Origin of the sequence: Ectobacillus polymachus (genome assembly GCF_048159605.1) — a bacterium.
Lineage (GTDB): Bacteria > Bacillota > Bacilli > Bacillales > Bacillaceae_G > Ectobacillus > Ectobacillus polymachus.
The window spans coordinates 1,124,073-1,143,358 of record NZ_JBLREB010000001.1 but is presented as its reverse complement, the minus strand read 5'-3'; the positions used below and the strand labels follow the sequence as shown (position 1 = coordinate 1,143,358).

At 37.2% G+C, this 19,286-nt stretch carries 17 protein-coding genes, 2 other RNA genes, 1 pseudogene and 1 riboswitch; all 20 genes and pseudogenes read left to right on the top strand.

Annotation, left to right across the window (positions count from 1 at the left end):
• The first annotated feature begins 36 nt into the window (after positions 1–36).
• The 20 genes and pseudogenes from ACM5BR_RS05815 to ACM5BR_RS05720 all read left to right on the top strand — a co-directional run bounded on the left by ACM5BR_RS05815 (position 37) and on the right by ACM5BR_RS05720 (position 19,284).
• Positions 37–408: a YppG family protein gene (locus ACM5BR_RS05815; protein WP_416826701.1), complete on the top strand. Its 372-nt coding sequence runs from the start codon at positions 37–39 to the stop codon at positions 406–408.
• Positions 409–873: 465 nt separating this feature from the next.
• Positions 874–1,395: a CotD family spore coat protein gene (locus ACM5BR_RS05810; RefSeq protein WP_416826700.1), complete on the top strand. Its 522-nt coding sequence runs from the start codon at positions 874–876 to the stop codon at positions 1,393–1,395.
• A 91-nt stretch (positions 1,396–1,486) separates the two neighbouring features.
• A complete protein-coding gene (locus ACM5BR_RS05805; protein WP_416826699.1) occupies positions 1,487–2,038 on the top strand; it encodes an SLOG family protein in 552 nt (183 codons plus the stop codon).
• A 123-nt stretch (positions 2,039–2,161) separates the two neighbouring features.
• Positions 2,162–2,488, top strand: coding sequence for a cell division regulator GpsB (gene gpsB, locus ACM5BR_RS05800; protein ID WP_416826698.1), 327 nt, complete (start codon positions 2,162–2,164; stop codon positions 2,486–2,488).
• 62 nt (positions 2,489–2,550) lie between these two features.
• An RNA gene (rnpB, locus tag ACM5BR_RS05795) (RNase P RNA component class B) lies at positions 2,551–2,936 on the top strand.
• Between the two features lie 109 nt (positions 2,937–3,045).
• Positions 3,046–4,188, top strand: a complete 1,143-nt coding sequence (locus tag ACM5BR_RS05790) for a THUMP domain-containing class I SAM-dependent RNA methyltransferase (RefSeq protein ID WP_416826697.1) — start codon at positions 3,046–3,048, stop codon at positions 4,186–4,188.
• Between the two features lie 56 nt (positions 4,189–4,244).
• Entirely contained in the window at positions 4,245–4,424 is a 180-nt protein-coding gene (locus ACM5BR_RS05785) for a hypothetical protein (RefSeq protein WP_416826696.1), read from the top strand.
• Between the two features lie 64 nt (positions 4,425–4,488).
• Entirely contained in the window at positions 4,489–6,420 is a 1,932-nt protein-coding gene (locus tag ACM5BR_RS05780) for an ATP-dependent DNA helicase (RefSeq protein WP_416826694.1), read from the top strand.
• 63 nt (positions 6,421–6,483) lie between these two features.
• A complete protein-coding gene (locus tag ACM5BR_RS05775) occupies positions 6,484–7,992 on the top strand; it encodes a carboxypeptidase M32 (RefSeq protein ID WP_416826693.1) in 1,509 nt (502 codons plus the stop codon).
• A 126-nt stretch (positions 7,993–8,118) separates the two neighbouring features.
• Positions 8,119–8,221: riboswitch (purine riboswitch) on the top strand.
• A 124-nt stretch (positions 8,222–8,345) separates the two neighbouring features.
• Positions 8,346–8,948, top strand: a complete 603-nt coding sequence (locus ACM5BR_RS05770; RefSeq protein ID WP_416826691.1) for a xanthine phosphoribosyltransferase — start codon at positions 8,346–8,348, stop codon at positions 8,946–8,948.
• Entirely contained in the window at positions 8,938–10,239 is a 1,302-nt protein-coding gene (gene pbuX / locus ACM5BR_RS05765; RefSeq protein WP_416826689.1) for a xanthine permease PbuX, read from the top strand. Before ACM5BR_RS05770 ends, pbuX begins: the two co-directional genes overlap by 11 nt.
• 221 nt (positions 10,240–10,460) lie before the next feature.
• Positions 10,461–10,536 (top strand): annotated as a pseudogene (locus ACM5BR_RS05760).
• A gap of 186 nt (positions 10,537–10,722) precedes the next feature.
• The gene (locus ACM5BR_RS05755) at positions 10,723–11,814 is read left to right on the top strand and encodes a type III polyketide synthase (protein WP_416826687.1); all 1,092 of its coding nucleotides are present in this window, start codon (positions 10,723–10,725) and stop codon (positions 11,812–11,814) included.
• On the top strand, positions 11,811–12,356 hold the full coding sequence (locus tag ACM5BR_RS05750; RefSeq protein WP_416826685.1) for an isoprenylcysteine carboxyl methyltransferase family protein: 546 nt from the start codon (positions 11,811–11,813) through the stop codon (positions 12,354–12,356). The genes ACM5BR_RS05755 and ACM5BR_RS05750 overlap by 4 nt, the downstream gene beginning before the upstream one ends.
• A gap of 420 nt (positions 12,357–12,776) precedes the next feature.
• A complete protein-coding gene (locus ACM5BR_RS05745) occupies positions 12,777–16,424 on the top strand; it encodes a dynamin family protein (protein WP_416826683.1) in 3,648 nt (1,215 codons plus the stop codon).
• A 121-nt stretch (positions 16,425–16,545) separates the two neighbouring features.
• Positions 16,546–16,809, top strand: a complete 264-nt coding sequence (locus ACM5BR_RS05740) for a YpbS family protein (protein ID WP_416826681.1) — start codon at positions 16,546–16,548, stop codon at positions 16,807–16,809.
• Positions 16,810–16,822: 13 nt separating this feature from the next.
• A complete protein-coding gene (locus ACM5BR_RS05735) occupies positions 16,823–17,662 on the top strand; it encodes a sulfurtransferase (protein ID WP_416826679.1) in 840 nt (279 codons plus the stop codon).
• Positions 17,663–17,723: 61 nt separating this feature from the next.
• Positions 17,724–17,898: non-coding RNA, 6S RNA (gene ssrS / locus ACM5BR_RS05730), on the top strand.
• 46 nt (positions 17,899–17,944) lie between these two features.
• Complete coding sequence (locus tag ACM5BR_RS05725; RefSeq protein ID WP_416826677.1) at positions 17,945–18,811, top strand: 5'-3' exonuclease; 867 nt, start codon at positions 17,945–17,947, stop codon at positions 18,809–18,811.
• Between the two features lie 215 nt (positions 18,812–19,026).
• Positions 19,027–19,284, top strand: a complete 258-nt coding sequence (locus ACM5BR_RS05720) for a DUF6123 family protein (RefSeq protein WP_416826675.1) — start codon at positions 19,027–19,029, stop codon at positions 19,282–19,284.
• Positions 19,285–19,286 lie beyond the last annotated feature (2 nt).

Sequence of the window (19,286 nt, the reverse complement as noted above, 5' to 3'; positions counted from 1 at the left end):
TCCATCATATTCTATTAGGGAAAAGGGGGGATTTTAATGTATCCAAATTATCATATGTATAATATGTTTCCATTTGAGGCAGTTCAATCAAATCAGCCGAATTATTATGAGCCTTTTCAATTGTCATTTATGAATCAGCAGCCAGCCTTTTATCCGCCAAAACAACAGCCCTATTATCCGTCGCCACAACCTTATTATCAGCACCCTATGAATCCATATCATCCATATCCAGCAAATAAAAATAACTACAAACAGCAACAAGGTCAGTTTTCAAACATAATGTCACAATTTAAAACGAGTGATGGTAATTATGATATTAACAAGATGATGAATACAGCAGGACAAATGATGAATGCCATGAATCAAGTAACAGGTATAGTGAAACAAGTAGGAGGTTTTTTTAAGTAAGGGCAACATCATCGTTGCTCTTATCATTTACATAATACAAATATGATTTGTTGAATTTTGTCACAATATAACTCCTACGGAGAAATCTGCATAGCCAAAGCCAAGCATTTTATTAAACTGTTCATTGAAACGAACAGGTAGAACTGCAACTTGATTAACAATTGGTGAAAATATTACAATAATGAAAAAAATGTATGTTTTTGTCGTAAATATATTGTTCGTTTTAACGATCACGTATACAATTGATGTGAGTAAAAAATATCTAAATGGAGCGGAAATCTGTGAAAAATGTAATTTTGTATATGTTCTTTGGATTAGTAGTGTTAACAGTAGTTGTATTTACGAGTTTTAAGCACTTCCTGTACACAATTTTATCTTAGTAAATAGGTGTTTGTATTAGTCATGTACCTTTTCTTCATCATATTGTAAAGTGTAACTACATTATGTTGGAGAGGAGAAAAAACTATGTATTGTAAATCTTGTATGGGAGGACCTTCATTCGTATCACCAGTTGCTACAGGTCCAGTAATGACTACACCACCAGTCGTTCATCCTACAAAGCATTGTGTAACAAACACATTCTCAACAACCGTTGTACCACATATTCATCCAACTCATTCAACTTTAATTAATCATCAAATGATTCAAAACCAACACTATTTCCCACAAACGCAATCTGCTTATAACACGGTACAACAAACGAATGTACCTGGCTATGGTCCTTCACCTTTAGTAGCCGGAGCAATGACAGGGCCATTCGCACCTGTTAGTCCCTATGGGGGACCTTCGCCTATGGTAGCCGGAGCAATGGCAGGGCCTGGAATGCCTTATGGTCCTGGTTCACAAGTGGCAGGAGCAATGACGGGGCCTGGAATGCCTTATGGTCCCGGTTCACAAGTAGCAGGAGCAATGACAGGGCCTGGAATGCCTTATGGTGCAAACATGGGGCCTAATGCAAATCCAATGCTTGGCGGTATGCATAAATAATAAAGGGAAGAGAACTAGTTATTGAATATAGCTAGTTCTCTTTTTTACGGAATGAGGATTATGTTATGGTAAAATAAGTGAGGTGATAATAATGAAAATACTAACCGTCACAGGGTATAAATCATTTGAACTTAGCATTTTTTCAAATGATCATCCTGGTGTGACGTACATAAAAAAGTTGATTTATCGTTATTTGTCTCGGTTTGCAGAAGAAGGATTAGAATGGGTAATAATAAGTGGACAGGTAGGTGTAGAATTATGGGCGGCGGAAGTTGTTTTTGATTTACAATTGCAATTTCCTGAATTAAAGCTTGCTGTATTCACACCATTCCTTGAACAGGAGGAGAAGTGGAAGGAAGAAACGAAAGAGTACTATGAATTTATTCTTTCCCAAGCAGATTATGTTAATAGCATAACGAAGAAAAAATATGAAAGCCCTGTTCAGTTTCGATTAAAAAACCAATTTTTCATTCAAAAAAGTGATGCGCTTTTGGCTGTATACGATGAAGAAAAAGAAGGAAGTCCAAAGTATATAGTTGAGGCAGCCAAAGCAATGGACCATTATCCATGTTATTTCATTCGCTTTTCCGATTTGCAGGATATTATAGATGAGGAGGCTTTTGCAAATGAGGATAGCCTATGAAGTAACGATTGTACATTAAAAAGGAGAATGGTAAAATGTACATAGCTTACTAAAAAAATTATCAGGTTTCGTATGAACGAACATGATACAGAAGAAGCTTTTGTAAAGATATGAGGTGAAAACATGATTTCTGAAAAACTGAAATTAACGGCAAAAGACATACTAGAGAAAGATTTTAAATCAGGTATTCGGGGTTATCAACAAGAAGAAGTAGATAAATTCTTGGATTTAATTATTAAAGACTATGAAACATTTCATCAAGAAATTGAACATTTGCAGCAAGAAAATGCTCGTTTAAAACGTACGCTTGAAGAGCAAAAGGGAAAGCAACCATCTGTTGTTCAGCCTGTTCAACCAACTCAGCCTGTTTACAATAATATGAATACTGACATATTACGTCGCTTATCTAACTTAGAAAAAGCAGTATTCGGAAGCAAATTGTACGAATAATATAATTTACAAAATACACATTGCAAATTTTAGTTTTTTAGATTATACTATTACACGTCATAACGTTTGGGTGATCGCTGCAGCTTTTGCTGTAGAGGAAAGTCCATGCTCGCACGACCTGAGATGGTCGTAGTGTTCGTGCCTAGCGAAGTCATAAGATAGGGTAGCTTGGCCTAGCGGCGAGGCTAACGGCAGGGAAACAGCCTAAGTCTTTGGATATGGCTGGATTACCTTGAAAGTGCCACAGTGACGAAGTCCCAGAAGAAATGATGGGAGTGGAACGAGGTAAACCCCACGAGCGAGAAACCCAAATTATGGTAGGGGAATCTTCTCTAAGAAAATGAACGATGGAGAAGGACAGATTATACATCTGTAGATAGATGGTCACCACCGGCGTACGAGGCGAAAGCCGTTTGCAGTACTAAGGAACAGAACATGGCTTACAAAACGTTATGAGTGAAAAATGATAACGAATAGCTCTCCTTATAAAAGGAGAGCTTTTTGTATGGTAATATATGACTAATGGAAATAATGGAAGTTATGTTAGGAGAGTGAATATGGGAAACATTACGTTAATTGCAACGGCAGCAATGGGATTAGAGGCATTAGTAGCTAGAGAAATTCGTGATCTTGGATATGAATGTGAAGTAGACAATGGAAAGGTAACTTTTCAAGGTGATGAGTCAGCTATATGCCGATCTAATCTTTGGCTTCGAACTGCTGACCGTATTAAAATAAAAATCGGTGAATTTAGGGCGACGACATTTGATGAACTATTTGAAAAGACGAAGGCGCTACCTTGGGGAGATTATATTCCGGAAGATGCGGAATTCCCGGTAGTAGGTAAATCTGTGAAGTCAACGTTATTTAGTGTATCAGATTGTCAAAGTATCGTAAAAAAAGCTATCGTAGAAAAGATGAAGAGTACGTATAAACGAACAACATGGTTTGAAGAAAATGGTCCTTTATACCGTATTCAAGTTTCGCTGTTAAAAGACGTTGCAACTTTGACGATTGATGCAAGTGGAATCGGATTACACAAACGAGGATATCGGATTGGGCAAGGAGAAGCTCCATTAAAAGAAACACTTGCTGCTGCGCTTGTTATGCTCACCAATTGGAAACCAGATTTTCCTTTTGTTGATCCTTTATGCGGCTCAGGTACGATTCCAATTGAAGCAGCTTTAATTGGACAAAACATTGCTCCAGGATTTAATCGAGAATTTGCTGCCAATAAGTGGGGGTGGATTCCTCAAGAGAAATGGGATCTTGCTTATGAAGAAGCAGAGGATAAGGCTAACTATGATCAACCACTACATATAATGGGTTCTGATATTGATCATCGTTTGGTAGAAATTGCGACGGACAATGCAAGGGAGGCAGGGTTTACCGACCTGATTTCTTTTAAACAAATGCAGGTAAAAGATTTCACGACAAAAGAGGATTATGGCTATGTAGTGACGAATCCCCCTTACGGAGAACGTTTAAGTGAAAAATCAATGGTTGAACAGCTCTATAAAGATATGGGCAACGTATTTCGAAACTATCCTACATGGTCTGTATACGTTGTGACAAATCATGAAAAATTTGAAACCTATTACGGAAGACCTGCTTCCAAAAAACGTAAACTATTTAATGGTATGATTCGAACTGACTATTACCAATACTTTGGGGTACGTCCTCCAAAACATAAAGAATAAATCTCCGTTTCTGTACGTATACTGTCTATTATGCGTACAAAAAAGGAGAAATGAAAATGAAGGAACGTATAGCAGAATTTATTCTAATAAAAAAAGCAATTGATCATACAGAGAGTTTAATCGAACAATCCGAATCGATGGCAGCAAGAAAAGCAATCAATCGAGCAAAGCAACATTATTTACAAGCCTTTGCCCATAATTTGCTACTTTCGTATAAGAAGCAAAGTCTAGAATAAAAAAGTTTTCCTTACCGGAAAACTTTTTCGTTTGTTACATTTATATGAGTTGGAGGAACATGACGTGACAAGAACACTCCCCTTTGAAGTAGGGAAACAAGATAACTTTTTTGATAGGTTAAATGATTGGATTGGAGACGTCTTTTATGATATCTTGCCTGAGGCAGGGTTTGAAATGCGGGATGAACAAATTTTTATGGCATTTCAGATGGACCGTGCTTTTAGGGAAAAAAGAGTGTTATTTGCTGAAGCTGGGGTTGGCACAGGAAAAACGATTGCTTATTTACTGTATGCCATCACATATGCCAGATATATCGGGAAGCCAGCTATTATAGCTTGTGCTGATGAGACATTAATTGAGCAGCTTGTAAAAGAAGAAGGAGACATAGCAAAGCTATCAAAAGCACTGTCTTTACATATTGACGTTCGTCTTGCAAAATCAATGGAAAATTATTTGTGTTTAAAGAAAATGGATCGTGTAATAGAAGGCGCTCCCACAGAAGGAATTGAAGAGGCCTACGATAGTTTACCTGAATTTGTATTTGATCATGGAACCATGCAAAGCTTCCAGCATTACGGTGATCGCAAAGAATATTCTTATTTATCAGATGAAGAATGGTCGCAAGTATCCTTTGACTATTTTCAGGATTGTATTTCGTGTGAAAAGCGTCATCGTTGTGGTCAAACGCTATCACGTGATTATTATCGCAAAGCAACCGATTTAATTATATGTTCGCAGGATTTTTATATGCAGCACATTTGGACTTTTGAAGCTCGTAAACGTGAAGGACAACTACCGCTTTTACCAGAAGCAAGCTGTGTGATTTTTGATGAAGGTCATTTGGTGGAATATGCCGCGCAAAAGGCACTGACCTATCGTTTGCAACAGAATATGATGGAGAACTTACTTACCCGTTTGTTGCAAAATGATATTCGGGAAGAATTTGCTGAGTTAATTGAAGAAACGATAGCTGAGTTCTCTGATTTTTTCCATATTCTAAACGAGCATGCACAAGAAATATCAGGTTCGCATCGTATGAGCATTCAGCGTTCAAGGATGTTAACGGAGCATGCAAAGCGAGTTTATAAAAGAATAGAGGAAATAGGAAACTCAATTGTATTTGAAAGTGAAATGCATACGATTGACGAATATGATCTTGCTGTAGTGGACGAGCATTTAGATTTGATGGAGCATTCGTTACAACTCTTTACAGAGAACGAAAACGTAATTACTTGGGTTGAAACGGGAAATGAAGGATTTACGTTAGTTATCATGCCGCACGAAGTAGAAGAAGTATTACGAGAACGAGTATTTTCCAAGAACATTCCATTTGTATTTTCTTCTGCAACCTTATCTGAAAACAATTCGTTCTCATTCATTGCTAAGAATTTGGGAATAGATGATTATCTTTCATTTTCTGTTGACTCTCCGTTCGACTATGAAGAACAAATGAAGGTATATATTCCAACCTACTGCAATCAGCAGGAGAAAAAAATAGAGTATGCCATCTCCTCTCTTGAACGAACAAAAGGACGAACATTGGTTTTATTCCGAACGAATGAAGAATTACGATATTTCAAGCATTCCGTAGAAGAGAAAAATGTACCGTACCGATTTTTGTATGAAGGGGATAAAGAAATAAGTGTACTTGTTTCAGAGTTTCAAAATGAAGAAGAAACCGTTTTATGCGCTGTGCATTTATGGGAGGGCCTTGATATTCCAGGTTCATCCTTGTCACAAGTTATTATTTGGTCACTACCATTCCCGCCGAATGATCCAGTTTTTGAAGCAAAACGTAGCCATGTGAGTGATCCGTTTCATGAGGTTGACTTGCCATATATGATTCTTCGATTACGCCAAGGTATTGGCCGACTCATTCGAACGAGTCAGGACCATGGATGTATTACTCTTTTTCTTGAGGAAAATGAAAAACCAATCGTTGTAGAAAATGTAAAGCGCATCTTGCCTGTTCAAGGAGAACATATTTCATTATAAACGTGTATGCAGGGACTTCATTGGTTTCTATCGAATGGATTAGTGTGGAAAAGGAGTGATGATATGGAGCGTACAAATAAAATTGAAAATGAGTTTTTAGCTTTTGTAAAGAAAATGATGAACTATCAAGAAGCATTGAATCTTATTTTTTGGGATTTACGTACTGGTGCACCGAAACAAGGTGTTGATGGGCGTTCTGAAGTGATAGGTATGCTTTCATCCGAAGCCTTTTGTATGTCCACTTCCGATGAGATGGCAGCGTATTTGCAAAAATTAGAAGCTGCCGAGGACCTTTCTGATCGAACAGCAAAAGTCGTGAAAGAGTGCAGAATACAGTATGATCGAAATAAGAAAATACCAAAGGATGAATACGAACAATATGTGAAGGTTCAAGCTAAGGCAGAAAGCGTATGGGAAGTGGCTAAGGAGCATTCTGACTTCTTCATGCTTGCTCCTTATTTAAAACAATTAATAGATTTTAAAAAGAAGTTTATTTCCTATTGGGGTTATGAAACAAATAAATATGATGCACTCCTAGACCTCTATGAACCAGGTATGACGGTTGAAATACTGGACGCTGTCTTTACTGAGTTGCGGACAAGAATCGTACCACTCGTGAAAGAAATTGCTAGCAGCAATCGTATTATGCAAACAGAACCGTTGTATGCTTATTTTTCAAAAGAAAAGCAGCATGAGTTTAGCATTATGCTGCTGCAACAGCTTCACTTTAACTTTGAAGCTGGACGTCTTGATGAAACGATTCATCCGTTTGCGACGGCATTAAATCCTGGTGATGTGCGAATTACAACGAATTACGATGAACATGATTTTAGAAAAGCAATCTTTGGTACCATTCATGAATGTGGACATGCTGTATATGAACAAAATATTAACTCAGAATGGGTAGGAACCCCTTTGTGTACAGGAACATCGATGGGAATTCATGAATCACAATCTTTATTTTTTGAAAACTTTATCGGACGAAATCAGCATTTTTGGAGTAAAAATTATAAGCAACTACAGGCAGCTGGCGGAAGTCAATTTGACAACGTATCGCTAGAAGAGTTTTATGCTGCTATCAATGAATCTAAGCCATCCCTTATTCGCATTGAAGCAGATGAATTAACGTATCCACTCCATATTATGGTTCGTTATGAAATTGAAAAAGCGTTATTTGATGGTGATTTACAAGTAGAAGATCTCCCTGAAGTATGGAACGATAAAATGGAAGAGTATTTAGGGGTACGTCCGAAAAATGACCGTGAAGGCGTTTTGCAAGATATACACTGGGCTGGCGGAGACTTTGGGTATTTCCCATCCTATGCACTTGGTTATATGTATGCGGCACAGTTTTATCATCAATTGAGAAGTGAGATTCCAAACTTTGAAGAGCTGTTAGAAGGTGGAGAACTTGAACCAGTAGTTGAATGGCTCCATATTCATGTCCATACGTACGGAAAAAGCAAATATCCGAATGAAATAGTCAAAGATGTTACAGGAGAAGGGCTACAAGCAACATATTTAGCAACGTATTTAGAAGAGAAATATAAAGAAATTTATCATTTGTCTTAATATTTTCTTCCATCTTACTATTTACCGAGGCGAAAGAACGAACAGAAAATTCAAAATACATTAGAATTGTACGTGTTTTTCGAGTTTTTACTTTTCAAACAAAAAAATATACGATATAATCTACCATATTAATTATATATGAGCACTCATATAATCGTAGGAATATGGCCTACAAGTTTCTACCCAATCACCGTAAATGTATTGGACTATGAGTGGGGACATTTTGCTTTGTAATGGTAGTTTGTATATTCCATTGATGGAAAAGGCATTTCCTCACTGATAGTGGGGAAATGCCTTTTTTTGCTTTCTTCTTATAGAGTGCTCGGAAAAAAAGTTTCAGAAGGGGATTAGCTATGCAACTGTTAAAAGAGAAGATTAGAAAAGAAGGAAAAGTAGTATCAAATGAAATTTTAAAGGTCGATTCTTTTTTGAATCATCAAATTGATCCCGTTTTGATGCAAGAGATAGGCAAGGAATTTGCAAAACGTTTTCATGAGGAAGGAATTACGAAAGTTGTAACAATTGAATCTTCTGGTATTGCACCAGCCATGATGGCAGCACTTATGATGGGGGTAAAAGTGGTCTTTGCAAGAAAGAGAAAGTCTCTTACGTTGCAGAATGTATTTACGGCAAAGGTGTATTCGTTTACGAAGCAAGAAACGAACGAAATTGCAATTAGCCAAGACCATCTATCAGCAGAGGATCGCGTTTTAATCATCGATGATTTTCTTGCCAATGGTCAAGCAGCTCTAGGTCTCGTTAATGTCGTAGAGCAAGCAGGTGCAACAGTAGCTGGTATAGGAATTGTCATTGAAAAAGCATTTCAGGATGGTGGCGATAAGCTTCGTGAAATGGGACTGAAGGTTGAATCTTTAGCAAAAATTATTTCTCTAGAAGATAAGGTGGTAACGTTTGAAGAACTTGCAGAAGTAGGAGGAATAACACATGACAAATAAGCCTTTTCAAATGTTTTCACTGGGTTTACAACATATGCTTGCCATGTACGCAGGGGCGGTTATTGTTCCATTAATCGTAGGTGGTGCACTAGGCTTTGGGGAAAAAGAGCTAACGTATCTTGTATCCATTGATCTACTGATGTGTGGTGTTGCTTCGGTTTTACAAGCAGTGGGCAATCGATTTTTTGGGATTGGGTTGCCTGTTGTGTTAGGCTGTACGTTTACAGCTGTAGGTCCAATGATTGCAATTGGCAAGCAATACGGCATTTCAGCAATTTACGGTAGTATTATTGTTGCTGGATTATTTATCGTATTATTTTCCGGATTTTTCGGAAGACTCGTCAAATTATTTCCACCAGTTGTAACTGGAACCGTTGTAACAGTTATCGGAATTACACTCGTACCAGTTGCTATGAACGATATGGCAGGAGGAGTAGGAAGCAAAGATTTTGGAAATCCAGAAAATCTTATTCTTGCATTTGGGGTTTTACTATTTATTATTCTCATAAATCGTTTATTTTCCGGATTTATTCGTGCTATTAGTATTTTACTTGGCCTTATTGGGGGTACCATTGCAGCTGCTTTTATGGGAAAAGTAAATCTCGGGCCAGTCGCAGATGCAAGTTGGGTACATGGCATTCAGCCTTTTTATTTTGGAACTCCAACATTTTCGATTACTCCAATTATAACGATGATCATTGTTGCTTTAGTCGGTATCGTAGAAGCAACAGGCGTATATTTTGCTCTATCTGATATTTGTGGCACGAAGCTTGATGAAAAAAAACTAGCGAAAGGCTACCGTGCAGAAGGGATTGCAATCATTCTTGGCGGTATATTTAACTCATTTCCATACACTACGTATTCTCAAAACGTAGGACTCGTACAGCTATCTGGTGTGAAAAACCGAAAAATCATCTATATATGCGGCGGTCTTTTAATTACGCTTGGTTTTGTTCCGAAAATCGCAGCTGCAGCAACAATTATACCTCATCCAGTTCTAGGCGGAGCAAGTCTGGCGATGTTCGGAATGGTAATGGCGTATGGAATAAAAATGCTAAGCAAGGTAGATTTCACAAAGCAAGAAAATCTACTCATCGTAGCATGTTCAGTAGGTATCGGTCTTGGCGTAACTGCAGTACCAACTTTCTTTGCAAAGCTTCCAGAGAGCATTCGAATTTTAACAGATAGCGGTATCGTGCTAGGAAGTTTTACAGCGATTATTTTGAATCTTTTGTTTAATGCAAAAACAAAAGCAGCAAAAGCAAAGAATGATGCAAAGCTGGCTTCGTAATAGTATTGGGGAAATAGGGGAAGTTTTTTAAAGAAAGTCGGGGGATTTTCACTTCAAGTAGTCATCGTTTTATCATGAAAACTATGTTCGAATGTTGGTACTACATTAAGGGTATATTGGACATACAAGCACCATCATTTACTCAAAATCTGAGTATTTGAGGGTGCTTTTTTTATATAAAAGTGTATAGGAGTAAGCTGAAAGTAGCAAACTAACATTATCAGGCTATAGCTCAGTGGTAGAGCGACTTTATCTATGTGATAAAGTGTTTCGTTGGTTCGATTCCAACTAGCCTGTTTATTTTATTAGAAATTCTTTATACAAGCAGTTCATTTTGGAAAGCTCCTGTTTTAAGCTTTTTTTACGTTGAAATGATTTTAAAACAAATCCCCCAAAAATAACCTCGTTTAAAAACAAAACTGTTTACATATTTCATCGATATTTGAACATAGTAAGAACAATATGCCACTAGGAGTGAACTGCATGTCGAAGATTGTATCTGTTGGAATTTGTCCGCCGCCGCACGTATGTACGCAGCAGTCTATAGAGAGATTTGTTTCTCATTTATTTGAAGGGTCTTTTAAAGATTTGAACAGGTTACTGAATGTGTTTACGAATGGACAAATTGAAAAGAGGCATTTTGCTAAGGGCTTGGAGTGGTTTCAGGAGGAGCATTCATTTGAAGAACGAAATGCTACTTACATAGATTGTGCTGTTTCCTTGGGAATTGAAGCGATTCAAAACTGCTTACAAAGTGAACGATTTTTAAAGGAAGCTGTACCGATGAAGGAGATCAATGCCTTTTTTTTTGTTTCTTCAACAGGTTTTGCAACACCTACAATTGATGCGAAGATTATGAATGCATTACCTTTTTCTTCGCATACGAAGCGAATTCCGATATGGGGATTGGGCTGTGCAGGTGGTGCTGCAGGTCTATCGCGTGCATTTGAGTACTGTCAGGCGTTTCCAAAGGAAAAAGTAATTGTATTAGCAGTTGAACTTTGCAGCTTAACTTTTCAACGTAACGATCGATCGAAAAGTAATTTGATTGGAACCTCCCTATTTGCGGATGGAGTAGCGTGCGTTCTCATAGCTGGTGATGAGGCATCCATTCCTTCTTCTCTGTCAGTGCTGCCAGTGTTTAGAGGGTCTCAATCAACGCTAATGAAAGAATCAGAGAAGGTAATGGGGTGGGACATTCGCAATAATGGTTTAAACGTCATCTTTTCGAAAGATATTCCAACCATTATTCGCAATTGGCTGCGGCCGAATGTGATACATTTTTTACGAGAAAAGGGGATAGAGTTATCTGATATTTCTCATTTTATTGCACATCCTGGCGGTAAAAAAGTACTGGATGTCTATGAGGAATCACTTGAAATGAATAAAGAACAAACTCGTATCTCATTTGATGTGTTAAAGGAGTACGGCAATATGTCCTCTGCTACACTTTTGTATGTACTAGAAAAGTATTTACTGCAAGTCAATAAGCCTGGACAAACGGATTTATTAGCTGCACTTGGTCCAGGTTTTAGTTCTGAATTATTGTTAGTGGAATGGGAGGAAGTTGGGTGATTTTTTTTTGCTTTTTACTTTTTTTTATTTTGCAACGCTTAGTAGAATTATTTGTTGCGAAACGTAATGAAAGAAAGATGAAACAACAGGGGGCAATGGAGTATGGAAAAAAGCAATACATCGTTATTGTTTTTCTTCATATTTGTTTTTTTCTTTCATTTTTAAGTGAGGTTATGATTCTTCACAAAACATTATCTACACTTTGGCCACCGCTTTTGATAACACTACTTTTGATTCAAGGTTTACGTATTTGGGCGATGGCCTCTTTAGGTGAGCGATGGAATACAAAGATTCTTGTTCTTCCTGAGAAAGATATTGTAATGAAAGGTCCGTATCGATATATTCGGCATCCAAATTATGTAGTTGTTGTGTGTGAATTATTACTTATTCCTCTTTTCTTTCAAGCGTATGTAACCGCTATAACATTTTGTTTTTGTAATGCGTATGTTCTTTCACTACGAATTCGTGAAGAAGAACGAGCATTAATAGAGATGACAAATTATGGACAAAGGTTCATAAACATTTCACGATTTACTCCATAATGTGTATTGATAACGATTCTCTGCGATGCTATAATACAAACAAGAAATGATAATCATTATCACAAAAAGGATGATGGAAAATGGTAATCGCTTTTCTAGCAGGTACGGTAGTTGTATATGCAGTAATTTCAACATTCGTTTTGAAGCACGTTACTAACTAATATATAGATTAAGAAGGGTGAAGCAAAAAGACATTTTTGCTTCACCCTTTTTCGTCTTTCGTAATTCTATAGAACCTCTGCCCTCCGGAGTTGAACAAGCCGATTCCACTTTTCAACATTTTAATGAGATTTTTTTTCGAAAATTTAGTAAGATAGAACATAAGTAAAATATATATAGTGGAAACGGTTACGTTTTCGAATATAGGAGAGTACGTCTAGGGTGATAGACGTGTCACTTAAAGTAAAGGGGAACAGATAGATGGTGCAAATTGCAAGTTCACAAGTACATCAAATGTTGTACTTATACGAAATGTGGAAAGACAAAGGGGATACTGAAAATAGTAAGCGGATTCATGATATCATTCAAAAATATGTAGAGAATGAGTTTATGATAGCATTTTGTGGACATTTTTCAGCTGGAAAATCTACGATGCTAAATGAATTATATGGTAAGGATTTACTTCCTACGAGTCCGATTCCTACAAGTGCCAACGTTGTTGAAATTCAACGAGGTCACAATCGTGTAGTACTTACATTAAAATCAGGTATGAAGCAATCTTATGAAGGTACATACACGGATGAACAATTAAAACAGCTCTTTAAAAACGGAGAGGAAGTAATTGGTGTCCACATAACGAGAGAAGATGCTTCTCTTCCAGACGGTGTCATTTTAGTTGATACACCGGGAATTGATTCAACAGATGATGCTCATAAGATTGCGACGGAATCAGCCCTTCATGTTGCAGATGTAATTTTCTATATGATGGATTATAATCATGTTCAATCACAAGTGAATTTACAATTTGTGAAGGAGCTAAAGGAACGAAATAAAACCGTATATTTAGTGGTGAATCAAATTGATAAGCATAAAGAGGAGGAACTATCCTTTCCATCGTATGCTGATAGTGTAAAACAATCCTTTTTAAACTGGAATATTCATGTCGATGGTATATTTTATACAACCTTGCGAAATCAAAATCATCCATACAATGAGCTGAAGCAATTAAAACAATTGTTAGCAACGATTATGGAAAAAAGAAATGAATACTTAGAAGAAAGTGTTCGTCAAGAAGTAACGTACTTACTTCATGAACATGAAAACAAGCTTAGAAAAACTCTTGAGAATAAGGGAGACGTTGCAGCTCATTCTATAGAAGAAAAGGAGCAATCTTTAGAAAAACTTTATGCACAAAAAGAAGAGCTATTGCAAAAGGATGAAACAATCAAGCTTCAATTTTCAAAAGAATTGGAGCATATCCTACAAAATGCGTATTTACTTCCATATGAAGTTCGTGAATTAGCAGAAAAGTATTTAGAAACAGAGCTTACGAATTTTAAAGTGGGTATCCTCTTTTCAAAGTCGAAGACGGAAAAGGAAAAAGAGCAAAGACGCACAGCTTTTCATGAAAAAATAAGTCAAACGACGGAAACGCAGTTAGATGTGCATGTAAAGCAATATCTATTAACCTATTTACAATCCCAAGATATTTATACGGAAGAGCTAGGAAATATAATATATAGCATTACAACTACATTTACTCCATCTTTACTAACGGATACAATCGAGCGCGGTGCGGGTTTATCTGGAAATTATGTACTCACCTATACGAATGATGTAGCTGCTGCGATTAAAGCAATCATGCGTACGAAAGCTATTTCTCTTTTCGAGAGTATTGTTCCAATTTTAAAGAAAAAGTTAGAAGCTGAGCTTGACGAAGTAAATAATCATTTACGTGTTCATGAGAAGGAGTATCGTGATCTTACAGAAGGAAGAGACAATTGGCGTATAGTAACGAATTATGTACAAGATTTGTTTAATGTGTGGGAAGGTCGAAAGCAAATCGAGCCGCGTTCACTTGACCTGTTAGAAGAGGAAGAAGTAACAGTATTGGAAAATCCGTTATTCACTCAGGAAAACAATATAGTAGAGAATGATGAAGTAGAAATAGTGGAAGAACGGATAGAAACCAAGGGAACGGCGGAAGAACAGGTCCGAATGATTACAGAACATATTCGCGAAGCAGGAGCTATTCTTAAACCGTTTTCTGCACTTCGTCACTTGTATGAGGAGATTGAGGAAAAACGACGACGGGTTGAGACGAAGCAATTTACAGTTGCTCTGTTTGGTGCATTTAGTGCAGGTAAATCTTCTTTTGCCAATGCGCTTCTAGGAGCCAAAGTTCTACCGGTTTCACCAAATCCAACGACTGCCGCCATTAATAAAATTGTTCCAGTAACAAAAGAGCATCCGCATGAAACAGTTACCATCAAGCTGAAATCAGAAAGCATATTATTGGAAGATTTACAGCGAATTTATAAATTATTTGAGAAGCAGGCAGCATCGTTGGATGAGGCAATTGGAGGTATTGATGAGCTTCTGCGTCATGCATCACCGAGTACACGTCAAAAAACAACACTTAGTTTTTTACGTGCCGTTCAGGCAGGATACCAGACATTTAAAAATAAGTTAGGGCAAATGATTACAACAGACATGAGTGAATTTTCTTCCTTTGTTGCTAATGAGGAAAAATCGTGCTTCGTTGAGTTTATGGAACTTCATTATGATTGTGAGCTAACACGTAACGGTGTGACGATTGTAGATACGCCGGGAGCAGATTCTGTAAACGCACGTCATACGGATGTTTCATTCCAATATATTAAAAATGCAGATGCGATTTTGTTTGTTACGTATTACAATCATGTTTTTAGTCGTGCAGATCGAGAATTTTTAATTCAACTTGGGCGTGTAAAAGATTCGTTTGCGATGGATAAAATGTTTTTCATGATTAATGCAGCTGATTTAGCATCAACAACGGAGGAACTGCAAACGGTTAAGGACTATATTCAAGGGCAGCTCCTGCAATATGGCATTCGCAATCCTCGCTTATTTCCTTTATCAAGCTTATATGCATTAGATGAAAAGCTTGGAACAATCAAAGAAGAAGGAACCTATGGTGTTCTTAAGCAGTCCGGTATGAAAGCATTTGAAGAAGCATTCACGACGTTTATCATGCGAGATCTTATGTTAGTATCTTTAACATCTTTGCAATCGAAGATTCAATCGTCTCATCGTTTCGTTACGAATATCCTTTCTAATGCAAAGGCTGGAATAGAAGAAAAGGAGATAAAACGAAAACAATACAATAAGGAACAGGAAGCAATCGTACAAATCATTTCAACCTATAGTGTATTAACGGAAGAGCAAGCCCTCGTTCAGGAAATACGGGAACTTCTTTTTTATGTAAAACAACGAGTGATGCTCCGTTATCATGATGTATTTATCGAATTTATCAATCCAGGTACATTGCGTTCCGATAAGGGGGACGTAAAACAAATTTTGTATAATAGTGTATTAGAGCTTCTTGATTTTCTAAAGAATGATTTCATACAAGAAATGAGAGCAACCTCTTTACGAGTTGAGAATTGGATGAGTAAGAAAATTCAATTCTCATCCGAGGGACTCCAAAAACAATGCTTGCAAATTACTGAGAATGCTCCGTTTACAAAGACTGAAGAATTTGTCTTTTCATCTGCAACCCACCTAGATCCTTTTCGACAGTTAGAAATGGGTCAATTTAAAAAGGCAATGTCTTATTATAAAAATGCTAAAAGTTTCTTTGAAAAAAATGAAAAAGCACTTATGCAAGAAGAAATGAAACAAGTATTGGATGGACCGATGAGTGCTTACGTACAAGAAGAAGAAGCGATTATAACCGAACATTACAAGAAAGAATGGGAAAAAATCTGGAGCAGTACGAAAGAAAAATTGCAAGACGATGTTTTACGATATTATCAGGGAATTGTAGCAGCACTGTCAGAACATATTGATGTGTCAGCTTATGAACTTGCACAAAAAAAGCTATATGACATTATGAAATTAATCGAAAATGAATTAAACGTGTTATAATAACTTCGATATTTATTAATACTATCTTTATTTTCTTCACATAGACGAGTGTATCGCGGATAGTGGATTTCATTGTCCCCGATATGCTCCGTCTTACATACATCAATAAGAGGTGATCATAATGGAAGTACATGAAGCAATTGCAAGCCATTCACAAAAGCAACATCATATTGTAGCAACCTTTTTTAAATTAGATCAGGACAGAGAAAAAGCAATTGAAACTGCTGTGAAACTATGTCAAAAGGAAAGTCCTTTTTCAGTTGATCCTATAAATGAGATTACGAAAAAAATAAATGATTTGGCAAAACAAGGAATTGTACCTACTCGCAAATTTGTGACAAAAGAAATGGTGCAAGAATACACAACTCGCCTTAAAAATAAATAGAGGAGAGATAGAAATGAATCATATTGTCGAAGCGGATTGGTTAGACAAGCATCTTCATGATGAGGGAATACGCATTATCGACTGTCGATTCCATCTAGGCGATCCACAATGGGGACGAGCAGAATATGAAAAAGGCCACATCGAGAATGCATTATATTTTGATTTAAATAAAGATCTTTCAAGCCCTGTGCAAGCCCATGGCGGGCGTCACCCTTTACCGGATACAGAGCGTTTTGTACAAATATTATCTGAAGCAGGTATCGATGAATATACAACGGTTGTTGCTTATGATAGCGAAGAGGGTGCAATGGCTTCTCGGCTTTGGTGGTTACTCACCTTTCTTGGACATAAAAAAGCATTTGTACTGAACGGTGGGTGGACGGAATGGATACGCCGAGACTATAAAACAACAACGAATTTACCTGTATACAGAAAGAAGACGTTCGTTCAGAGCCTTAACCAAGATTTTCTTGTAAGCATGGAGGATGTGAAAACTCGCGTACTTGAAGGTAAGAAATTTAACCTAATTGATTCGAGAGATCCTGAACGATATAAGGGAAACATAGAGACCATTGATACAAAAGCGGGCCACATTCCAACAGCAGTAAACTATTTTTGGAACGAAGGCATTGCTGATAATGGAACATTTCGAACGAAGGAAGAACAAGAGGCCCGATTTTCCAACCTTGATAAGGAAAAAGAAACGATTGTTTACTGTGGTTCTGGTGTGACAGCATGTCCAAATGTACTTATGCTCCAAGAGGCAGGATTTTCGAATGTGAAGTTATATGCAGGAAGCTGGAGTGATTGGATTTCGTACGAAGATAACGAAATTGCTACGACTAAGAAATAATTTCACCAAAGAAATAGATGTTTTACAGTCCATTAAATGTATGCTATGATAGGAACAAATATAAGTCCTGCAGTGTTCGCGACTGATTTATGTTTAAACCTATGTTATGACTACGGAAGCTCAATATTTAAAAGTCGACATCAAGCCTTTTTTAGGACGATGAAGTCTTTTGTGAGGGCATCCACCTGCGAGAGCGGGTTTTGAACATATGAGGGGACGGCACAGGCGGGGATTCATAACCTTACGATAAACGTGAGGTTTTTTATTTTGGAGGGGAAATTATTGAATAAGATCTTACTCGTTGATGGAATGGCAGTCCTATTTCGTGCCTTTTATGCAACGAGCGTTCATGGACAATTTATGAAAACAAGCCAAGGAATTCCTACAAATGGAATTCACGGTTTTATGAGACATATGCTTACAGCTATTCAAGAAATTCAACCTACACATGTAATTGCTTGTTGGGACATGGGAAGTACCACGTTTCGAACAGAAGCGTTCTCGCAGTACAAAGCAAATCGTGGCGCGGCTCCTGATGAATTAATACCACAATTTAACCTTGTAAAAGAAATAACCAATCTGTTGCATATTCCGAATATTGGTTTGGTTGGTTATGAAGCGGATGATTGTATTGGCACACTTTCGAAACAATACGAACTAGAAGGCGAAGTGTTTGTACTTACGGGGGATACAGATTTGCTGCAGCTATCTAATCCGAGCACGACAATTATGTTAATGCGAAAAGGAGTTGGCAATTATTCCTTTTATACACCGGATACTATTTTAGTAGAAAAAGGTGTGCAGCCATGGCAGATAGTTCATGCAAAAGCATTTATGGGCGACACCAGTGATAATTACCCAGGTGTACGAGGGATAGGTGAAAAAACAGCATATAAGCTTATAAAGGAATTTCAAAGTGTGCAAGGTGTGTTAGATAACCTACATATACTATCTAATGCCCAACGTACAAAAATTGAAAATGATTTAGAGAATCTGAAGCTTTCTTTATGGCTTGCACAAATTCATTGCGAAGTACCAATTTCTTGTGAATTGGATCAAGCAATTTGGAACGTAAATGAAAAAAATATTTTACACATATGCAATGAACTAGAATGGAACCGTCCTCAATCATTGCTTTCACTTATATAATATCAAAAAATGCAAATGACCTAGCTTTCGTTCATTTGCATTTTTTATTATGGGTAGTAATTTGCATCAAAATTTGAAGAATAATTGGGGTATTTCTCTTTTTTGTATGCGAATTTCAGTAAATTTTGCTTGAAAAGGCATAAAAGTCATGTTTGCTTTTCTAGTGAGATAGACGGTATGATTATGAGGGGATTTTGGAAAAGGGATGAGGCTTCTTGAGAACGTTTGAATACATACAGTTTCTCCGAACGAAAGGCTTTCGATTGTCGAAGGATGCACTTGGATTTATTGAATTCGGCCAGAAATATACGGCATCATCCGATGCATTAGTAATCGTAGCGATTGAAATGACACTTAGACAACAGAGAACATTTGATGGTAGCTACTTCATAGCTCTTCTCGAAAGGCTACATCAGGAAAAGATTGCTGATGCAAAGCATGCACATGTATTTTTGCGTAAGCTCGAACATTGAGC